This window comes from Acinetobacter sp. LipI_15 (assembly GCF_058242865.1).
Genome location: NZ_JBZAYN010000001.1, coordinates 716,342 through 733,136 on the forward strand (window position 1 = coordinate 716,342; position 16,795 = coordinate 733,136).

Consider the following 16,795-nt stretch of genomic DNA (forward strand, 5'->3'; position numbering starts at 1 on the left):
CCATGAAAAAGCCCTGCATGTGCAGGGCTTTTTTTAATGCTCAATTAACTCTTTTTCGCATTGGCTTTAGGTGCTTTGGTTTGTTCAGCAATCATTTTATCCACGGTTGCCAAAGATTCTTTGGCTTGTGGAATATTTTCTTTGGCTAATGCACTGAATATTTTTTTAGCTTCAGGCAAATTTTGCGGGATGATATTGCCATTTACAAACATATTGCCCACCGCCATCAATGCAGGGACATAGCCTTTTTTTGCTAACTCTTGAATGCTATTTAGACCTTGCTGAATAGGCTTTTCATTTTTAGCTTTAAAGCCCGCACTGATGTCATAAAGTGCTTTGGCATGAATCGCAGGGTAGTTGCCTTTTTTAATCAGCGGATCAAGTTTGCTGAGTGCCAATTTATCTGACTCAGGTTTATTTTCTGCAAAAAGTAAAATGGCATAGTCGATGGAGGCATCGTCAAAACCTGCCGAAGATGCGCGTTCTAAATATTGTTTGGCCTTATTGGTGTCTTGTTTTAAGCCCAGTGTGCCCGTTGCATAATTTTTACCTAAAACATAGTTAGCAACAGGGTAGCCTTTGGCTGCAGCCTGTTCATAGAGTTGGATGGCTTTTTTCTCATCCTTCGCTACGCCTTGACCTGTTTGAGTAAGATAGCCCAAATTATAAATGGCCTGAGCATTACCTTTTGCTGCAAGCTTGCTCAGTGTTTGGTAGGCGCCATTCATATCTTTGGCCTTGACCATGGCTTCCACTTTAGCAAATTCAGGATCGACGGCATCTGTTTTAGTTTCAGCAAAAGCGAATTGAGTGCTCATTGCCAAAATGCTTGCAAGTAGGATTTTTTTCATCTTAAAACCTTTTTTAAATCATGCACATAATTCCATTTATGTGTTTTGGTGGTTATTTTTGTCGGTTTTTACATCATAGGTAGATTTACGTAAATGTAAAGTGAGGAATTGTGATTTAAAGCGTTTTTATAAAATAATGTTGATTGCCGTTAGCACTTTAAATGCCATGACTTTATTGCATCAAAAGCCTTTGCAAAAAAGCAGGACTCTGATTTAATCGCGCATTGTTATTTTCTCAGAGGCAGCGCGATGTTTATTAAAGGCATTAAACGCAATTACGATAAAATTAATGCAGATGAATCGATTGCAGATGAAGATAAAATTGATGCGCTTTTGATGAAACTGGGTGCAGAGTTTTTAGTCAGTAAAGAGGATCGTGTTTATATTTTCAAAAAAGGCGATTTAGAAGCTAAATTTGATGCCAAACATGCGCGCGCCTATCATTTTAAAGAATATGTATGCAAAGACATGAATAAGTTGTTTCATGGATTTTGATTAAGATCATGATTTAAAAACGAAAACGTGAGGGGGAATAAAGTTCCTCCTTATTTTTGATTGTTGTGTACTGCAACAGCGTATGTAATTTAAAAAATCTTTATTTTCAAAAGTATAATATTTTCTAAAAATATAAATTGAATAAAATAGATACAAGGCATCTATGATGAATACAGATATACATGATTCATTGAGATGTATTTAAATATGATAAAAATAAGCGCCATCTTGATCCTTGGTTTCGTCTGTTCAATGACCAGTTGGGCTCAACAACCCAAGCTTGTACCGCATCCAATCCATTTAAAAAATGGCAAGCAGTTTTCATTAAATTTGCCTGCGCAGTATGAAATTATTCCTGCTGCCGAAGGTCTCAAACGTGTTCGTTTTTTAGCGCAAGCACCTGATCGCAGAATGTTTGTCACGGATATGTATGATCTAACAGATAATAAAAAAGGTACTGTATATATATTGGATGATTGGAATGCTGACACAGGTAAATTTGGCAAAATCATTCCTTATCTGACCGGTTTGAGAAATCCAAATTCAGTTCAGTTTTATACCGATGCTCAAGGACAGGATTGGCTCTATTTGGCGGAAACGCACCAACTGACACGGCAAAAATTCAACAGAGGTGAAACTCAGCCTTCGAGTAAGGCTGAAGTTTTAGCGACATTTCCTGATTATGGTTTGAGTTATAAATACGGCGGTTGGCATCTGACGCGGACGATTGCAGTCGGTGGAAATGGAAAGATTTATGTGTCGGTTGGCTCGAGTTGTAACGCCTGTGTAGAAAAAGAAAAAGTGCGAGCATCCGTCATCGAGATGAATCCTAATGGTTCAGAGCAACGGATTTATGCGACAGGTTTGCGTAATGCTGTTGGTCTAAAATGGATCGGTAGATTTCTATTTGCAACTAATCAAGGTTCTGATCATTTGGGAAGTAAAAAGCCAGATGAAACTTTTTATGCGCTAAAACAGGATGTCGATTATGGTTGGCCCGCATGTTATTCATGGCAGGGCAAAGTCTTGGCGGATGCTAAATTTAAACGTGCATCAGGCTGTAAAAATGTTCCATCGCCCTATGCTTATTTCCCTTCGCATTCCTCAGCACTGGGTTTTGATTATTTTGATCATCCAGACACAGATGCCACCATTAAAAATGCATTTTTAGTGGCCTTGCATGGCTCTACCGACGAAGCGATTGGCCATGGCTATCAAATTGCAATTATGCGTAAAGGACAAAAACTTGAAACCTTTATGGATGGTTTTTTAGTCGGTAAAAAGGTGTATGGGCGACCTGCTGATATTTATAAGATCGATGAAAAATCTTTTTATTTTTCAGATGATCGGGCAGGGGTGATTTATTATGTGAGGGAAAAAATGAGTGATTAAAAAGCCAAAGTTTTTAGGCTTTGGCTTTGAGTGATTGGATTTAAAAAAATTAATCTTTAATCGTCACGTCGTTTTAGGTATTACCATGAACCCGATGCGCCGCCGCCGCCTGAGCTGCCTCCTGAATCTCGTGAGGAAGATGAGGAAGATGAGGAAGAACTACTTGAGCTGCTTCCTGATGAAGAACTGCTGCTTGACGATGAAGAGCTGTAACTAGAGGAAGAAGACTGACTTGATTCGCTCGTTTTATTGAAAGGATTTAAACGCTCATATTGTTCATCCAACATTTTTTGACGTGCTTTTTCTTGTAAATATTGATTATAAAAAGCGGTGAGATAGGTATTTTCAGTCCCTGCTCTGAATCGATATAAAAACACTGCATATCTTAATAAAAGTAAAATAAAACAAGTGGTTATGGATTTTAATATAATGAATGATATTTGAGGATAGAATTCGATGAAGTAAAAAATGCCGAAGCCAAATAAAGCAAAAATCTGAAGTGGTAAGCTGTATAAAATAGTTTTAAGTAATCTGTATGGTTCATTGAAGGGAAGAAATATAGTCAACATAAAAGGGGCATAAAGAGGAATAGATGCGCAAAGTAAAAATGCAATTTTTCCAAAATTTAAATAACCAAAAATCAAAAGATGAATAAAAATTTCAAAGATAAGGAGTCCAATAAAAGCACCTAAGGCACCATTAGTACCAAATTTAATAATCACTTTTGTGTAACACCAATAGAGTGGGATACACAATAAGAATGATAGAGATATTCCAGCTATTGTTTTTAGAATGTGATCTATTTTTTGATCTTCGTTTTTAGGTTTACCAAGAGTAATTGATTTATCTAGTAACTTTTTTTGTGTTTCTTTAAAGCCATTAAAATAGTCATTATTTTGGAAATTTGGAGCGAGGGTGTGTCGAATTATGCGCCCAGCTTCTATATCAGTTAAATCTCCCTCTAAACCATAACCTACCTCGAACCGCATTTTACGATCATCTTTTGCAACCAAAAGTAGTAAGCCGTTATCGAGCTTTTCATTGCCAATTTTAAGTTTATTGAATATCTCAAGTGCATATTGATCAATAGCTTTTCCATTGGTCGAGGGAATCATCAAAATTTTAAAGTCGATATGCTTTTGCTGATAAAGCTGCTCGTTTTGCTTTTTCAACTGGACAATTTCATCGCGGGAAAGCGAGTTGGTTTGATCGACCACATTGCTATTTTTTAGCTCTTCCAATACCGCTGAATTTATCTCGGCATAAATATTTGGCGATATAAAACAACTGAAGAGAATGAGGCAATTTAATAAGAAAAAGCGAAATGGGAAAGGGATGAGCATTTTTATAAATCTTTATAGTTTGTTGTAATTTTAAATAGTAATCAGAATAAGAGCCAAACAGCTTTTGTAATTTGGCTCTTATTTAAAAATTAAGATGCTTAAGCAGGACGTGCCACATCACCATTTAATGCTTCAGGCAAGGCTAAAACAGTTACATCTAACTCTTCTAAAGCTTCTGGGCGTGCCACAACTAAAGCCACGTAACCATTTTCAACAGCCGCGCTATTGACCACTTGTACGCCTTTATTCAGCTGTTCGCCTTGTGCAGGAGCAGTACCTGTACCTGAAATCGCATGCAACCAAGCTTTCGGTTTGGCTTTAAACCATAAACGTGCAATCACTTCCTGACCCAAATAACAACCTTTGTCATAGTGGACGCCTTCACGCTGATGTAGACGTAACTCTTGAGGTTGGAACACATGTTCAATGGCTTGGTCAATATAGGCCTGACCCGCTTGAATGGCTTGAACTTCCCATGCTGCAATATCCGTCGGCGCCGAAGCAAAAGTCGTGTCATCACCGGCTAAACTTGGAAAAACTGCACCAGTTTCTTCAAGTTTCATCTTAGAAAATGCACCAAATTTTTTAATATGTTTGGTAAATTCTTCGGCTTGATCTGCTGTAGTGACAATAGAAAAACTTTCAGCACTGTGTTTGGTGAGCCATAAACCAAAGTGAATACGGCCTTTGAGGTCGCAGATTGCAGTATAACGTGTTGCATTTTCTTCAAGGCGTTCAACATGCAAAGTCACTTGCCCTTGTAGAAATTTTTGTGCATCGACACCGTTGAGAGAAAAAGATGTGAATGCCATAGACGTTGTCATGACCAGCCTCAGTATAAATTTTAGATATCATTAATCATGTTATTTTGCAGCAAGCCGCAGTGTTAGGCAAACAAAAAGCCCATATTGATACGGGCTTTTGTACAGCAGAGATCGGTCTTAGTGATTGTGTGTAGGCATATCGCTTGCAGTCATATCCATAGTGGAATGATGCGAAGGCGGTTCACTATTACAATCATATTGATCGCCACAAATACGCACGGTTTCCATCATGCCTTGATCTTCATGGTCTAAAATATGGCAGTGCAGCACAAAGTCGCCTTCAAATTTTTCGTATTTACTGCGTACAAAGATTTTATAGCCCTGTTTAACAAAGAGTGTATCTTTCCAAACGCCTTTCATTCCATGATATTGCGAGTCAATATTTCCTGCACCATCTTTATCTGAGCTGCCGATCGCACTGACATCGACACCATTTTCATTCAATATTTTCACCACTTGGAATGGATTGACATGAATATGGAAGGGATGACTGGCAACATTACTGCTTAACTCCCACTCTTGAGTTTGCCCGATTGGAAGCTTGCGGACATAGCTATGGTGGGTATGGTCTTCATCATGGTAGGCATCGCCAAAGCTGATCAAGGTACCTTCTTCGGCATGACGAATACCAAATTTAAAGCTGCCATCTGTATTGAACAGAATGTCAAAGTTGGTGATTTGCTTCGTCATCGTTTTGAGCATTTCATCGACTTCAGCAGTCATTAAACTCGCATGAGAGATAAAGGCTGATAAATCACCCTGTTCGAGCTGTGCAATCACTTCTGGTGCCAGTTTTAGTTGGGTGGCCTGACTTTTTAAAAAGTTAAACGGCGTTTGCTGCGGTAGTTGAGTTGCTTGCACATTGACCCAACCGAGGAGCTGTGTATTGAGTTTTTCTTCTGGTGCACGACGAAGTAACGGACTTGATTCAGGCGCATTAATTTCATCTTCTAGATTCAGCTTGGTATCGTATACACAGTATTTATTGGTGGTCGGGAAGGAGAGCATGGCATCAAAGCGATAACCCGGTTGAAAAATTTCAACCCCTTGCTTTTGGATTTTTCCCATGGTCAAGCCGTCTTGTGCAAGGGTATATAACGGTAATGTTTTCAGTGTTTTAAACTGTGAAGACATCGACTTGCTTTGATACTTTTGACATTCACTAAGGGTTTGCTCTGCGGTAAAGTGCGCAGAATCAGGTAGTTCTTTGATGGTCAAACCAATGGTGTCACGGATACCGCCGTGAATCATGCGCCAGCGGTGGTATTGGTTCTGATCCACCTTAATTTCACCAAACATTTTGCCATTGATACTGGTAAAACGATTTTCATCCGCCCATGAGGTGGGTATATCGAGTTTTGAATAATCTTCTAAGCTATAGATGCAGGGTGTACCATTCACTTGGCTTAAATTGCTGTCGCAATCTTCATTGTATTGAATCTGCTGGAATAGCATGATTTTTTCATGGTCATACTGCTGGGTTTTTTGATTTTTCCATAAGATGTCCAAATCTCCAGTCTGCTGAATTTGCCCCTGACGAATGACAGGTTTTCGCTCTCCCTCAATAATCAAAGGGCCAGCCATGCCACTTGAGACCTGAATCGCGGTTGAACCATGCACATGCGAGTGATACCAAAATGTTCCCGCAGGATGATTCGGTTCGATCTTAAATTCGTAATGAAAATCTTGCTGAGGTTTTAAGCTCAAAAATACGTTGTCACTATTTCCTTGCGGGCTAACCCAAAGACCATGTGTATGTAAATTTGTGGTGTTAAAACAGTTCCCTTGGTTAATATTGGTCACTGGACTTGGACAGGTCTCCGTCGATTCAACAGGGAGGTGATTGACCAGATGAATTTTTAAATTGTCACCTTGTTTCGCACGAATTTGTGGGCCAACCAGTACATCAGAGACACTGCCATCGCTATTTTTCGAGTTCCAGAGTTCAGGTTGAGTCAGATAGCCTCTGACCTGTAATAGGTCATTTTCACCCGTTTCAGGGTCGTATAAGGCTTGGCGTTTATAGGCAATTAGCAGTTCATGCTCACCTTGTGCATTGGCTTTCAAACGTGGTGGATTCGAGACGACAGTCGGTGAGTCCGCTTCCTCTTCTTGAATCGTCGAATCTGTTGTCGATTGGTCGTTGTCGCCACAGGCAATGAAGCTGAGACAGCTTAAGAGGCAGCCAGCCCCAATGATGGTTTTAAATTTTGTCATGATCTTTCCCCAAAGCATAATGACGGTAGAACAGTAGTCGCTGATTTATTTAGCTAAGGTTTTGTATATATTGTGATTATTTTGGCGAGTACAGCGAATTACTGTGCTTGTATGTCGTGCTTTTATTATCTGAGAGAGGAGTGATTCGACGCTATCCCTGCAAATAGGGATAAATTGAGAATTAAGATGAAATAAATGATAAAACAGTGTTTTGATTCACATTGTGACTTTGAGGCGCAATGAGCTAATGAAGTAATTTAATACCTTGATTATTAAATACTAAAATTGATAAGACTGATTTTTAATCAATTTGGTTGATATTTAGATTAAATATTATGCAGTGCAATTTTTCTTAGACTAAAGAATGAGGCGGATTTGCAGCTATTTTTCAAAAAAATTCACATTTAGAGAGAATATTCCAAAGTTAGTGTAACTAAATATTTCAAAAACCCCTATTTTTATATTTAACTCTATGAAATATATGAGATTTGGGAAATGGGTTTTCGGCAGTGTAGTATGCCTATCGAACAAAGATGAATTGTCTATGAAAAAGACAACGCAAAAAAATGAAAGACCGAGGGCAGGAACGCTATGAACAACAACTACCGTAAACCGCTGCAAGGCACCCAGCTAGAATACTTCGATGTACGTCAAGCCGTAGAAGATATTCAGCCAGGCGCATACGCAAAACTCCCATATACATCTAAAGTTCTTGCAGAGCAGTTGGTTCGTAAATGCGACCCTGCAATCTTAGAGCAGTCTTTAAAAGAACTGATTAACCGTAAACAAGACCACGATTTCCCTTGGTACCCTGCACGTGTGGTGTGCCATGACATCTTAGGTCAAACAGCATTGGTTGACCTTGCAGGCTTACGTGATGCGATTGCTGACCAAGGCGGCGACCCGTCAAAAGTCAATCCTGTTGTTCCAACGCAGCTCATCGTTGACCATTCTCTAGCTGTAGAATTTGGCGGTTTTGACCCTGACGCATTTGAGAAAAACCGCGCAATTGAAGATCGTCGCAACGAAGACCGTTTCCATTTCATTGAATGGACCAAAACAGCATTTGAAAATGTTGATGTGATCCCTGCGGGCAACGGTATCATGCATCAAATCAACTTGGAGAAAATGTCTCCAGTGATTCAAAACCGTGATGGTTTAGCTTTCCCTGATACTTGCGTGGGTACAGACTCACATACGCCGCATACTGATGCATTGGGTGTGATTTCTGTCGGTGTCGGCGGTCTAGAAGCTGAAAACGTGATGCTCGGCCGTGCATCTTGGATGCGTCTGCCAGACATCATTGGTGTAGAACTGGTGGGCCAGCGTCAAGCGGGCATTACTGCAACTGATATCGTGTTAGCGCTTACAGAATTCTTGCGTAAAGAACGTGTCGTCGGTGCTTATTTAGAGTTCTTCGGTGAAGGTGCAGACAGCATGTCTGTAGGTGACCGTGCAACGATCTCGAATATGACCCCTGAATATGGCGCAACGGCAGCGATGTTCTACATCGACCAAAACACCATTGATTACCTGACTTTGACAGGCCGTGAAGCGGATCAAGTGAAATTGGTTGAAAGCTATGCCAAAGAAATTGGTCTTTGGGCGTCGGATATGACAGCGGCAGAATACCCGCGTGTACTACGTTTTGATTTATCACAAGTCACTCGTAATATTGCAGGTCCATCGAACCCGCATGCGCGTGTATCGACGGCTGACTTAAAAGCCAAAGGCATTGCAGGAAACTTAGAAGCAGCACGTGCGCAAGAAGCAGAAGGTTTAATGCCAGATGGCGCGGTGATTATTGCTGCCATTACCTCTTGTACCAATACCTCTAACCCCCGTAATACCGTTGCGGCAGGTTTGTTGGCACGTAAAGCAAATGAATTAGGTTTAGTGCGTAAACCTTGGGTGAAATCATCATTTGCACCGGGTTCTAAAGCAGCCGCTTTATACCTAGAAGAAGCAGGTGTACTCGGTGATTTAGAAAAACTGGGCTTTGGTATCGTGGCATATGCATGTACCACGTGTAATGGTATGTCAGGTGCGCTCGATCCAGTGATTCAGCAAGAAATTATTGATCGTGATTTGTACGCAACTGCGGTACTTTCAGGTAACCGTAACTTCGATGGTCGTATCCATCCTTATGCAAAACAAGCGTTCTTGGCTTCGCCTCCACTCGTTGTGGCGTATGCCATTGCAGGGACGATTCGTTTTGATATCGAAACCGATTCACTGGGTAATGACAAAGACGGTAATCCAATTTACTTAAAAGACATTTGGCCGTCTGATGCTGAAATTGATGCATTGGTGAAAGAAGCGGTTAAACCTGAACAGTTTAAGAAAGTGTATATCCCAATGTTTGATCTGGGTGAGCGTGAAAAAGCGGCAAGTCCACTATACGACTGGCGTCCGCAAAGTACTTATATTCGCCGTCCGCCGTATTGGGAAGGAGCTTTGGCTGCACCGCGTACCTTGACTAACATGCGTCCCTTGGCGATCTTGCCGGATAACATCACCACCGACCATTTATCGCCATCGAATGCGATTATCATGGATTCTGCTGCGGGTGAATACCTGCACAAAATGGGCGTGCCTGAGGAAGACTTTAACTCCTATGCAACGCACCGTGGCGACCACTTGACTGCACAGCGTGCGACTTTAGCGAATCCTAAACTGTTCAATGAAATGGTGGTTCGTGCTGACGGCACCATCAAGCAGGGTTCAAAAGCGCGTGTAGAGCCTGAAGGCGAAGTGATGCGTATGTGGGAAGCGATTGAAACTTATATGAATCGTAAGCAGCCACTGATCATCATTGCAGGTAAAGACTACGGTCAAGGTTCGAGCCGAGACTGGGCTGCCAAAGGTGTGCGCCTTGCAGGTGTAGAAGTGATCGTGGCAGAAGGTTTTGAGCGTATTCACCGTACTAACTTGGTGGGTATGGGGGTGTTACCGCTTGAGTTTAAAGCAGGGACTGACCGTAAAACTTTGAAGCTGGATGGTACTGAGCTTTATAGCGTGATTGGTAATATTGCACCGCGTTCTGACCTGACTTTGGTGGTTGAGCGTTCAACAGCAGACGGCAAAAATGAAATCATTAAAGTGCCTGTGACGTGCCGTTTGGATACTGAAGAAGAAGTACATGTGTATGAGGCTGGTGGTGTATTGCAGCGCTTTGCACAGGATTTCTTGGAAGGTAGCTTGAACTGATAATTAATTGATTTCTATATCAAAGAGCCCATATTGTGTGGGCTCTTTTTTTATATTGGAGGGGATGATGGGGTTTAATGATCGTATGGATGAGATCACTGCATATTCATTAAGTTTTATTGAGAAAAGCATATGTTTCAATTGTATAGCTGATGATTATTTGGCTGAAATAATTAAATCAAATGCGACTCAAAAAAAATGCTCATATTGCTTGAGTATTGGAAATAAGAATATTGCATGTGAATACAAACTTGTAGCTCAAAAAATATATGATCGAATATTTCTCTCTTATAAAGATGCGCAAGATACGGGGATGCCTTATGTTGAAGGTGAATGGTTAATAGAACAAGTTTTTATACAAGATGTAATTAATGACTTTGATCCTGGATGGAATGATCAGTTTATAGAAGACTTATGTGAATCTGCCGATCCCAATTTATATTTAGTTCAACATGTCCAAAATGATTGGGTTGGAGTTCCTGAGAGTGCTGTTTTGAGTTATGGGTGGCAAGGTTTTAAAGAACAAATTTTATATAAAACACGCTATCTATTTTTAACTCAGAAATCTTCAGGATATGATGATTTTTATTCGGTTCCTTTAACTTCTATGTTAGATCGATTGGGGGATTTATCTAATAGATTGGGCTTGATTAGAGAAATTCCAAAATATTCAAATTTTTATAGAGTTAGGGCGCATAAGAAAGGTCAAGAATTTACTGAGTTTGAAGAAATAGGAGTTGCACCAAAAAGATTGGCTGGTGCTGGGCGTATGAATCCAGCAGGTATTCCTTATTTTTATATCGCATTTATGTCAGAGACAGCAAAACTTGAAGTGATTGATGATCAGAAATATTGGTCATTGGCTAAATTAAAATTATTAAATAATATTCAAGTTCTAGATTTAACAGGGTTACCCCCAGTTCCTAGTATTTTTGATATACCACAGCATAGTGTTAGAGAGGAAATTTTATTTCTCTATGAGTTTGTTGAGGATTTATTGAAACCGGTTGCTAAAGATGGAAAAGAGCATATTGACTATGTGCCTACACAGGTCGTTTCAGAATATTTTAGATATGTATTTGAACCAAAATTACAAGGAATTATGTATCCAAGTGTCAAACATTCAGGAGGAGTCAATATAGCTTTTTTTGAATCTGATAATGATGGAATTCAAAAAATTTTTAATTTGGAAGAAATTATTGAGTGTGAAAATACTGAAAGTTAAGCTTAATTTTTGGCCCAACTGTCATAAAGTCATAGCAAAAGCTTTCTCTTTTTAATAAGTTAGATCGAAAATAGTCCAGCTGATTCTATATTAGATCAGTTACTTTTTTCTTCTTCTTATAGATTTTATTTCTAAAAATAAGTATTAAATACGGATAATGATTTGATTGAAAAACACTCAAAAAATACCTATCATAAGATATATATCAAAACTTATGGAGTCGCTTCATGACTACAGCAAAAGTTTTTATGACAGGTCGTAGTCAAGCTATTCGCTTACCTAAAGAATTTCGCTTTGAAGGCAAGGAAGTTGAAATCTTCCGCCGTGGTGATGAGGTTATACTGCGAGAAAAACCAGTCACAGCAGAACAGTTATTTAAGGTTTTGGCACAAATGCCAGACGACTTTTATGCAGAAACAAGAGTGGATGAACCACCGCAAGAACGAGAAGAGTTCTAATGCCAACACAATATTTATTAGATACCAATATTTGTATTTATATCACCAAGCATCAACCCGAAATTGTCCGTCAGCATTTTGAAAAACATTTACCTGACGGCAATATTTTTATTTCAGTGATTACTTTGGGGGAACTTCGCTTTGGTGCGGAAAAAAGCCAATGGAAAGACAAAGCTTTCAAAGTTATCGATGAATTAACTTCAATCATTCCTGTTATAGAGTTAGATGAACACACCGCCGTACACTATGCTCAAATTCGAAAACAGTTAGCGCTTCAGGGACAAATGATTGGCAATAACGATTTATGGCTAGCTGCGCACGCACGATCGAATAATTGGGTCATGGTCACAAACAATGAAAAAGAATTTCTGCGTGTAGACGAACTGCAAGTAGAAAACTGGCTGAGCAAATCGCTGTAAACCCACCAAAATTTCCATTCGAAATTATGCTTTGCCTAAATGCCATTATCAATTGTCGAAATGACCAATAGACATTCATCACAAGAGGGTTATACTGAATCTACCATTTCTAAAAAACACATGGAGAACAAAAATGGTTACTGCTGGTCAAAAACCCGGAACAGGCTTCTATTTTTGTGTTCAATGCGGACACCGCGTCTACTTAGAAATTGGTACTGATCGTTTACCACCGTGTACCAAATGCCAAGGCAATCAATTTAACAATAAGAATGCCTAAGCTGCAAAACACTAACAGTTATCCGCTGTTTAGAAAGAAAAGCCCTATCACTCGATAGGGCTTTTTGCTAACGTATAACACAGCATATATAAAAACAAATTGTACGTTTAACCGTTCGGAGAAGCCCATGGAAACAATATTAGGACTGTGTATCGGTATTGGCTTAAGTGCTGCCTGTGGCTTCCGTGTCTTTGTACCTTTATTGGTGATGAGTGTTGCTTCCATTTTAGGACTATTCGAACCAATGAAAGGATTCGAATGGTTGTCTATGCCTGCGGTTTGTATTGGCTTAGCAATTGCGACGGTTTGTGAAATCGCCGCGTACTATATTCCTTGGGTAGACAATGCCCTCGACACCATTTCAACACCCGCAGCTATGATTGCAGGGACCATCGCCACAATGGCAGTAAGCTCAGGTGAAATGTCACAGTTTGCCAGTTGGGCGGCAGCAATTATCGTCGGTGGTGGTACAGCAACAGCAGTGCAAATGAGTACCGTCGCTGCGCGTGGTGTCTCTACCGCAACCACAGGTGGCGTTGCAAATCCGATCTTATCTACAGGGGAATGGATTGGTGCTGCGGTCTTGTCAGTATTGGCATTTTTAGTCCCATTTTTCGTGGTGATCTTAGTGATTGCGATCGTGATCTGGTTGGTTCGACGTATTCGCTATAAACGAGCTGTACAGGTCGATACCCCTTTATAAACCAGTCAAGATTCCACTCTAAAATGAATCCATCTTTTAGAGTGAGTGATCTGCGTGTTTGCTTAATAAATATAGAAATAAAAATCCGAAACTGAGTTTTTGGCAGCGTTTGATAAAGATTATAAGAAGTACATTTGATACACAGACCTTCATACAATTAGCGACGAGTAATATAGGTTGTCTGATTTGGACGCCGTATTTGTTAATGCCAGTTCGGGTGAAAATACTTTTATTTAACATTCCAAGCACTTGGCTTAAGCGCAAAAAATGAAATCGAGCAATCCCACCTATCCATCCTAAAAGAGCACATCATTCTGCGTTTAAGTTATCCAAGAGACGACTAAAAAAATCTTTAAATACCGATTGATTCTTGAACAATAAAGGCATAATTTTTGTATGTGATTATAAATCACATAGTTTTTATATGGATTTATTAATCTTTCAATTTTATAAAAAATAATGAGGGGAATGGTAGATGATTAAATTTATAGTCGATGAAAATGCCTTAACGAATGGCTCACATTTAATTCACAATGGTACGCAAGGATGTGTAGACATGCCGCAATTTGACCAGCAAATATTGATTGGTTATTTTGCCAATTTCGAACTCGCTTATAAGCGTGCACGAATGAGTTGGCCAACAGAAAAAGTTGTCGGTTGCGATAAATGCTGTAGTCAAAGCTAGAAATTCAACATGCATTAACCTTGAAATAACGCTGTATATCCAGGAAAAATGGCGCAGAAATTGCTAACTAAAACAGGTAATCGCGTTATTAACAGGATATACAGCATGACCACAGAAACCATCCGTTCTACAAAATATCCAGCAGAGGCGCATGCCTATGCAGCATGGCCTTTGATCTTGATCATCATTGGTGGTGCGATTGGACTGGTATATGCTGTGATTGCTTATTTGATCAATCTCAAAATATATGCATCAGACCTCAGCCGAATGAATAAAATTTTGGCCAATTTACTCTGTGGTATGGCAGCATGTAGTGGTTGGTGGTTTAGCGCACAGTGGGTACAAAGCTATTTAGCTCAATGACCAATCATGCGTTGAATAGATCATCCATTAAATAACTGATGTTACACACTTAAAAGTAGTTTTGCACTTTTAAAATGATTTTTAATTCTATTCGACGGCGTCTTATATCTAGGGATTGAATAAAGGGATTAGCCTTCGGCTGGAGGTACTTTTACGAAACGTTGTTTCTCATTCGGCAAAATGAGAAGCGAAGCTTCGCAAGGAAACCATCTTGCGGAGCAATGCTCCTCACCGCAAAACTCGCTCATTACCGTCAAATTATTCACAGTATCGCAAAACATTTTTGATTAAAAGTAGCTCTTTCTCAAACACTTGCGGATGACGTTAGCGCGTATCGTTCATTTATTTGAATCAAATTGCGCTTTTGATGTTACTGCGTAACATCAGTTCAATAAGTAGAACAAAGATAGATCTAGATCATTAGTTACTCATTGAGCGGTGTTTTGTGAGTCATAATCAATGTAGATAATTGAACCGGAGGGGGAATGTTCAGCGGCGATATATTTTTAAATTTGACGCTGTGTTTGGACGTTTTGTCTGTTGTAAAAGAAAATTTTCTTATAATTGGGCAAATCTGCAGATAAAAAACGCTGAAATGAGCTAAAAAGATAAAATATCCTGCTAAACCTAAAATGGCTGAAAAAATTTGCTGAATTTGCAGAAAATTAGAAAAACTTAGGAAATTAATCCCGATGCCCTTTGGTTAAAGTATATCTCAAGGGTGTGATAGAGATTGAAAAGAGTAGCATGCTGTCAGTGGTGCAAAACACGTGTACAGTACTCACCCAAAAGGTCTCGATTCAGCTTAGGACGCTATAAACCAGAAGTTTATAGGCTATAAGATCATGACTTACAAAGTGATGATAGTTGAAGTAAACAATATTGTTTTCTCTTATACCACCCCAAAAATTTAAGCCAAAATAAAAAAGAATAATGAATCATTACTCCTTTAATCCGCATAAAACAAACCACACCCGTTTAATCACCATAAGCTTAAAGATCATCAGGCATCTCCCGTAAAAATAGTCCTAAGCCAAGTGTTAAATCTGAAGGAATTTCATTTTCATCACATTTTCATCGCATTGAATAGCCTCTGTACTTTTTGCTACTTTTTTCAAGCACACCTCAATTTTCAAATCTCGCTGTGGTATGCATTATTGACTCTTAATCCAGTTGGAGAACTCATTTCAATACAAGTTCTCATTGGTTAAAAGTCCTGTCTAAAATTCAAATGATCCCGATGGTTTGAGTGCTAAGCTATGGCGAAAATTCTCGGTAAAAGTCATTTATCAGATGGAAAAAATGCTAAAACATGATGCAAGAAGAAAATATTTTCAATATATCTTTAAATGTGAAAAATATTTTTAAAATAAGCCAAAAATAGTAATTTTCAGGGAAACAATCCCTCATCGAAATCACTACTATATATCTCAAGGGTGTGATAGAGATTGAAAAGAGTAGCATGCTGTCAGTGGTGCAAAACACGTGTACAGTACTCACCCAAAAGGTCTCGATTCAGCTTAGGACGCTATAAACCAGAAGTTTATAGGCTATAAGATCATGACTTACAAAGTGATGATAGTTGAAGTAAACAATACTGTTTTCTCTTACACCCTAAAAAATTTTTAAGAATTCAATCAATAATAAATTTTTCCATCTTTTTCAAAATTCCAAAAAACTTTGATCACTGCTGATGTAATAAATATCACGCAGAACAACTCAAACTTAATCTAAGCTTCGGATTGTCCTTTTTCACAAAGTTGTTATGCTTAACTATCTAAATTTTAAATAATTTTGTTATGGGTTATCTTGATCAATTGATACAGGATTGTCTGCAGGCACAGCAGACTAAAGCTGAGCGTATATTTGAGTTTTCAAGTTTTGATGATCTTGCTCTACACGCACATTATATTTATGTGATAGAGCAGGTTGGTGGCGATATACAGCAGACATATCAGGATTATGCCGCATTTAAGGCATTGAAAACCCATGCTTGCGCCAAGTTAAATCAACCCAATCACATTCTGTATGTTGGATCATCACGGACAGGTATAAAGAACCGTTTAAAACAACATCTAGGTCTTGGGCCTAAACAAACTTATGCCTTGCATTTGTCACAGTGGTTTCAGGGCAAATATCGCATCACACTACATCAGTATCCATCAACCACGAGTGCAAGCATCTTACAGTTACTGGAGGATGATTTGTCTCATTCATTAGCACCAGCCTTTGGTAAATTGGGGACCAATAATCGTTAGGGTTAGACCTGATCGGCCAAAGTCGATTGACAGCGAATTAGTCAGTTGTTATTTTGCCGACATTCTCCCAGTACA

Annotated in this window: 15 protein-coding genes; 11 read left to right on the top strand and 4 right to left on the bottom strand. The window is 39.2% G+C overall.

Features of this window, described 5'->3' with window-relative positions; genetic code table 11:
- Positions 1 to 44: 44 nt before the first annotated feature.
- Positions 45 to 851: a tetratricopeptide repeat protein gene (locus AC4CU0_RS03455; protein WP_490742473.1), complete on the bottom strand. Its 807-nt coding sequence runs from the start codon at positions 849 to 851 to the stop codon at positions 45 to 47.
- Positions 852 to 1,100: 249 nt separating this feature from the next.
- Between AC4CU0_RS03455 and AC4CU0_RS03460 the strand changes: the two genes are divergently transcribed.
- Positions 1,101 to 1,346, top strand: a complete 246-nt coding sequence (locus AC4CU0_RS03460; RefSeq protein ID WP_078191141.1) for a hypothetical protein — start codon at positions 1,101 to 1,103, stop codon at positions 1,344 to 1,346.
- A 207-nt stretch (positions 1,347 to 1,553) separates the two neighbouring features.
- Positions 1,554 to 2,738: a PQQ-dependent sugar dehydrogenase gene (locus AC4CU0_RS03465; RefSeq protein WP_180008486.1), complete on the top strand. Its 1,185-nt coding sequence runs from the start codon at positions 1,554 to 1,556 to the stop codon at positions 2,736 to 2,738.
- Positions 2,739 to 2,818: 80 nt separating this feature from the next.
- On the opposite strand, the gene AC4CU0_RS03470 is transcribed toward AC4CU0_RS03465, so the two are convergent.
- The 3 genes from AC4CU0_RS03470 to AC4CU0_RS03480 form a co-directional block, all read right to left on the bottom strand.
- Positions 2,819 to 4,081, bottom strand: a complete 1,263-nt coding sequence (locus AC4CU0_RS03470) for a TPM domain-containing protein (protein ID WP_180048977.1) — start codon at positions 4,079 to 4,081, stop codon at positions 2,819 to 2,821.
- A gap of 98 nt (positions 4,082 to 4,179) precedes the next feature.
- The gene (ygfZ, locus tag AC4CU0_RS03475) at positions 4,180 to 4,905 is read right to left on the bottom strand and encodes a CAF17-like 4Fe-4S cluster assembly/insertion protein YgfZ (RefSeq protein WP_490742474.1); all 726 of its coding nucleotides are present in this window, start codon (positions 4,903 to 4,905) and stop codon (positions 4,180 to 4,182) included.
- Between the two features lie 117 nt (positions 4,906 to 5,022).
- On the bottom strand, positions 5,023 to 7,122 hold the full coding sequence (locus AC4CU0_RS03480; protein WP_180008482.1) for a multicopper oxidase family protein: 2,100 nt from the start codon (positions 7,120 to 7,122) through the stop codon (positions 5,023 to 5,025).
- Positions 7,123 to 7,713: 591 nt separating this feature from the next.
- On the opposite strand from AC4CU0_RS03480, the gene acnD reads away from it, so the two are divergent.
- The 9 genes from acnD (at position 7,714) to AC4CU0_RS03525 (ending at position 16,720) form a co-directional block, all read left to right on the top strand.
- Complete coding sequence (gene acnD / locus AC4CU0_RS03485) at positions 7,714 to 10,332, top strand: Fe/S-dependent 2-methylisocitrate dehydratase AcnD (protein ID WP_490742475.1); 2,619 nt, start codon at positions 7,714 to 7,716, stop codon at positions 10,330 to 10,332.
- 67 nt (positions 10,333 to 10,399) lie between these two features.
- Complete coding sequence (locus AC4CU0_RS03490) at positions 10,400 to 11,557, top strand: RES domain-containing protein (RefSeq protein WP_180183224.1); 1,158 nt, start codon at positions 10,400 to 10,402, stop codon at positions 11,555 to 11,557.
- 227 nt (positions 11,558 to 11,784) lie between these two features.
- A complete protein-coding gene (locus AC4CU0_RS03495; RefSeq protein ID WP_180073868.1) occupies positions 11,785 to 12,015 on the top strand; it encodes an antitoxin in 231 nt (76 codons plus the stop codon).
- The gene (vapC, locus tag AC4CU0_RS03500) at positions 12,015 to 12,434 is read left to right on the top strand and encodes a type II toxin-antitoxin system tRNA(fMet)-specific endonuclease VapC (protein ID WP_180117047.1); all 420 of its coding nucleotides are present in this window, start codon (positions 12,015 to 12,017) and stop codon (positions 12,432 to 12,434) included. Before AC4CU0_RS03495 ends, vapC begins: the two co-directional genes overlap by 1 nt.
- 133 nt (positions 12,435 to 12,567) lie before the next feature.
- On the top strand, positions 12,568 to 12,711 hold the full coding sequence (locus AC4CU0_RS03505) for a zinc ribbon-containing protein (RefSeq protein ID WP_078191132.1): 144 nt from the start codon (positions 12,568 to 12,570) through the stop codon (positions 12,709 to 12,711).
- A 127-nt stretch (positions 12,712 to 12,838) separates the two neighbouring features.
- Positions 12,839 to 13,414: a DUF4126 domain-containing protein gene (locus AC4CU0_RS03510; protein ID WP_490742476.1), complete on the top strand. Its 576-nt coding sequence runs from the start codon at positions 12,839 to 12,841 to the stop codon at positions 13,412 to 13,414.
- A 475-nt stretch (positions 13,415 to 13,889) separates the two neighbouring features.
- Positions 13,890 to 14,099: a hypothetical protein gene (locus AC4CU0_RS03515; RefSeq protein WP_078191130.1), complete on the top strand. Its 210-nt coding sequence runs from the start codon at positions 13,890 to 13,892 to the stop codon at positions 14,097 to 14,099.
- A 105-nt stretch (positions 14,100 to 14,204) separates the two neighbouring features.
- Positions 14,205 to 14,462: a hypothetical protein gene (locus AC4CU0_RS03520; protein WP_180171161.1), complete on the top strand. Its 258-nt coding sequence runs from the start codon at positions 14,205 to 14,207 to the stop codon at positions 14,460 to 14,462.
- A 1,799-nt stretch (positions 14,463 to 16,261) separates the two neighbouring features.
- A complete protein-coding gene (locus AC4CU0_RS03525; protein WP_490742477.1) occupies positions 16,262 to 16,720 on the top strand; it encodes a hypothetical protein in 459 nt (152 codons plus the stop codon).
- Positions 16,721 to 16,795: the final 75 nt, after the last annotated feature.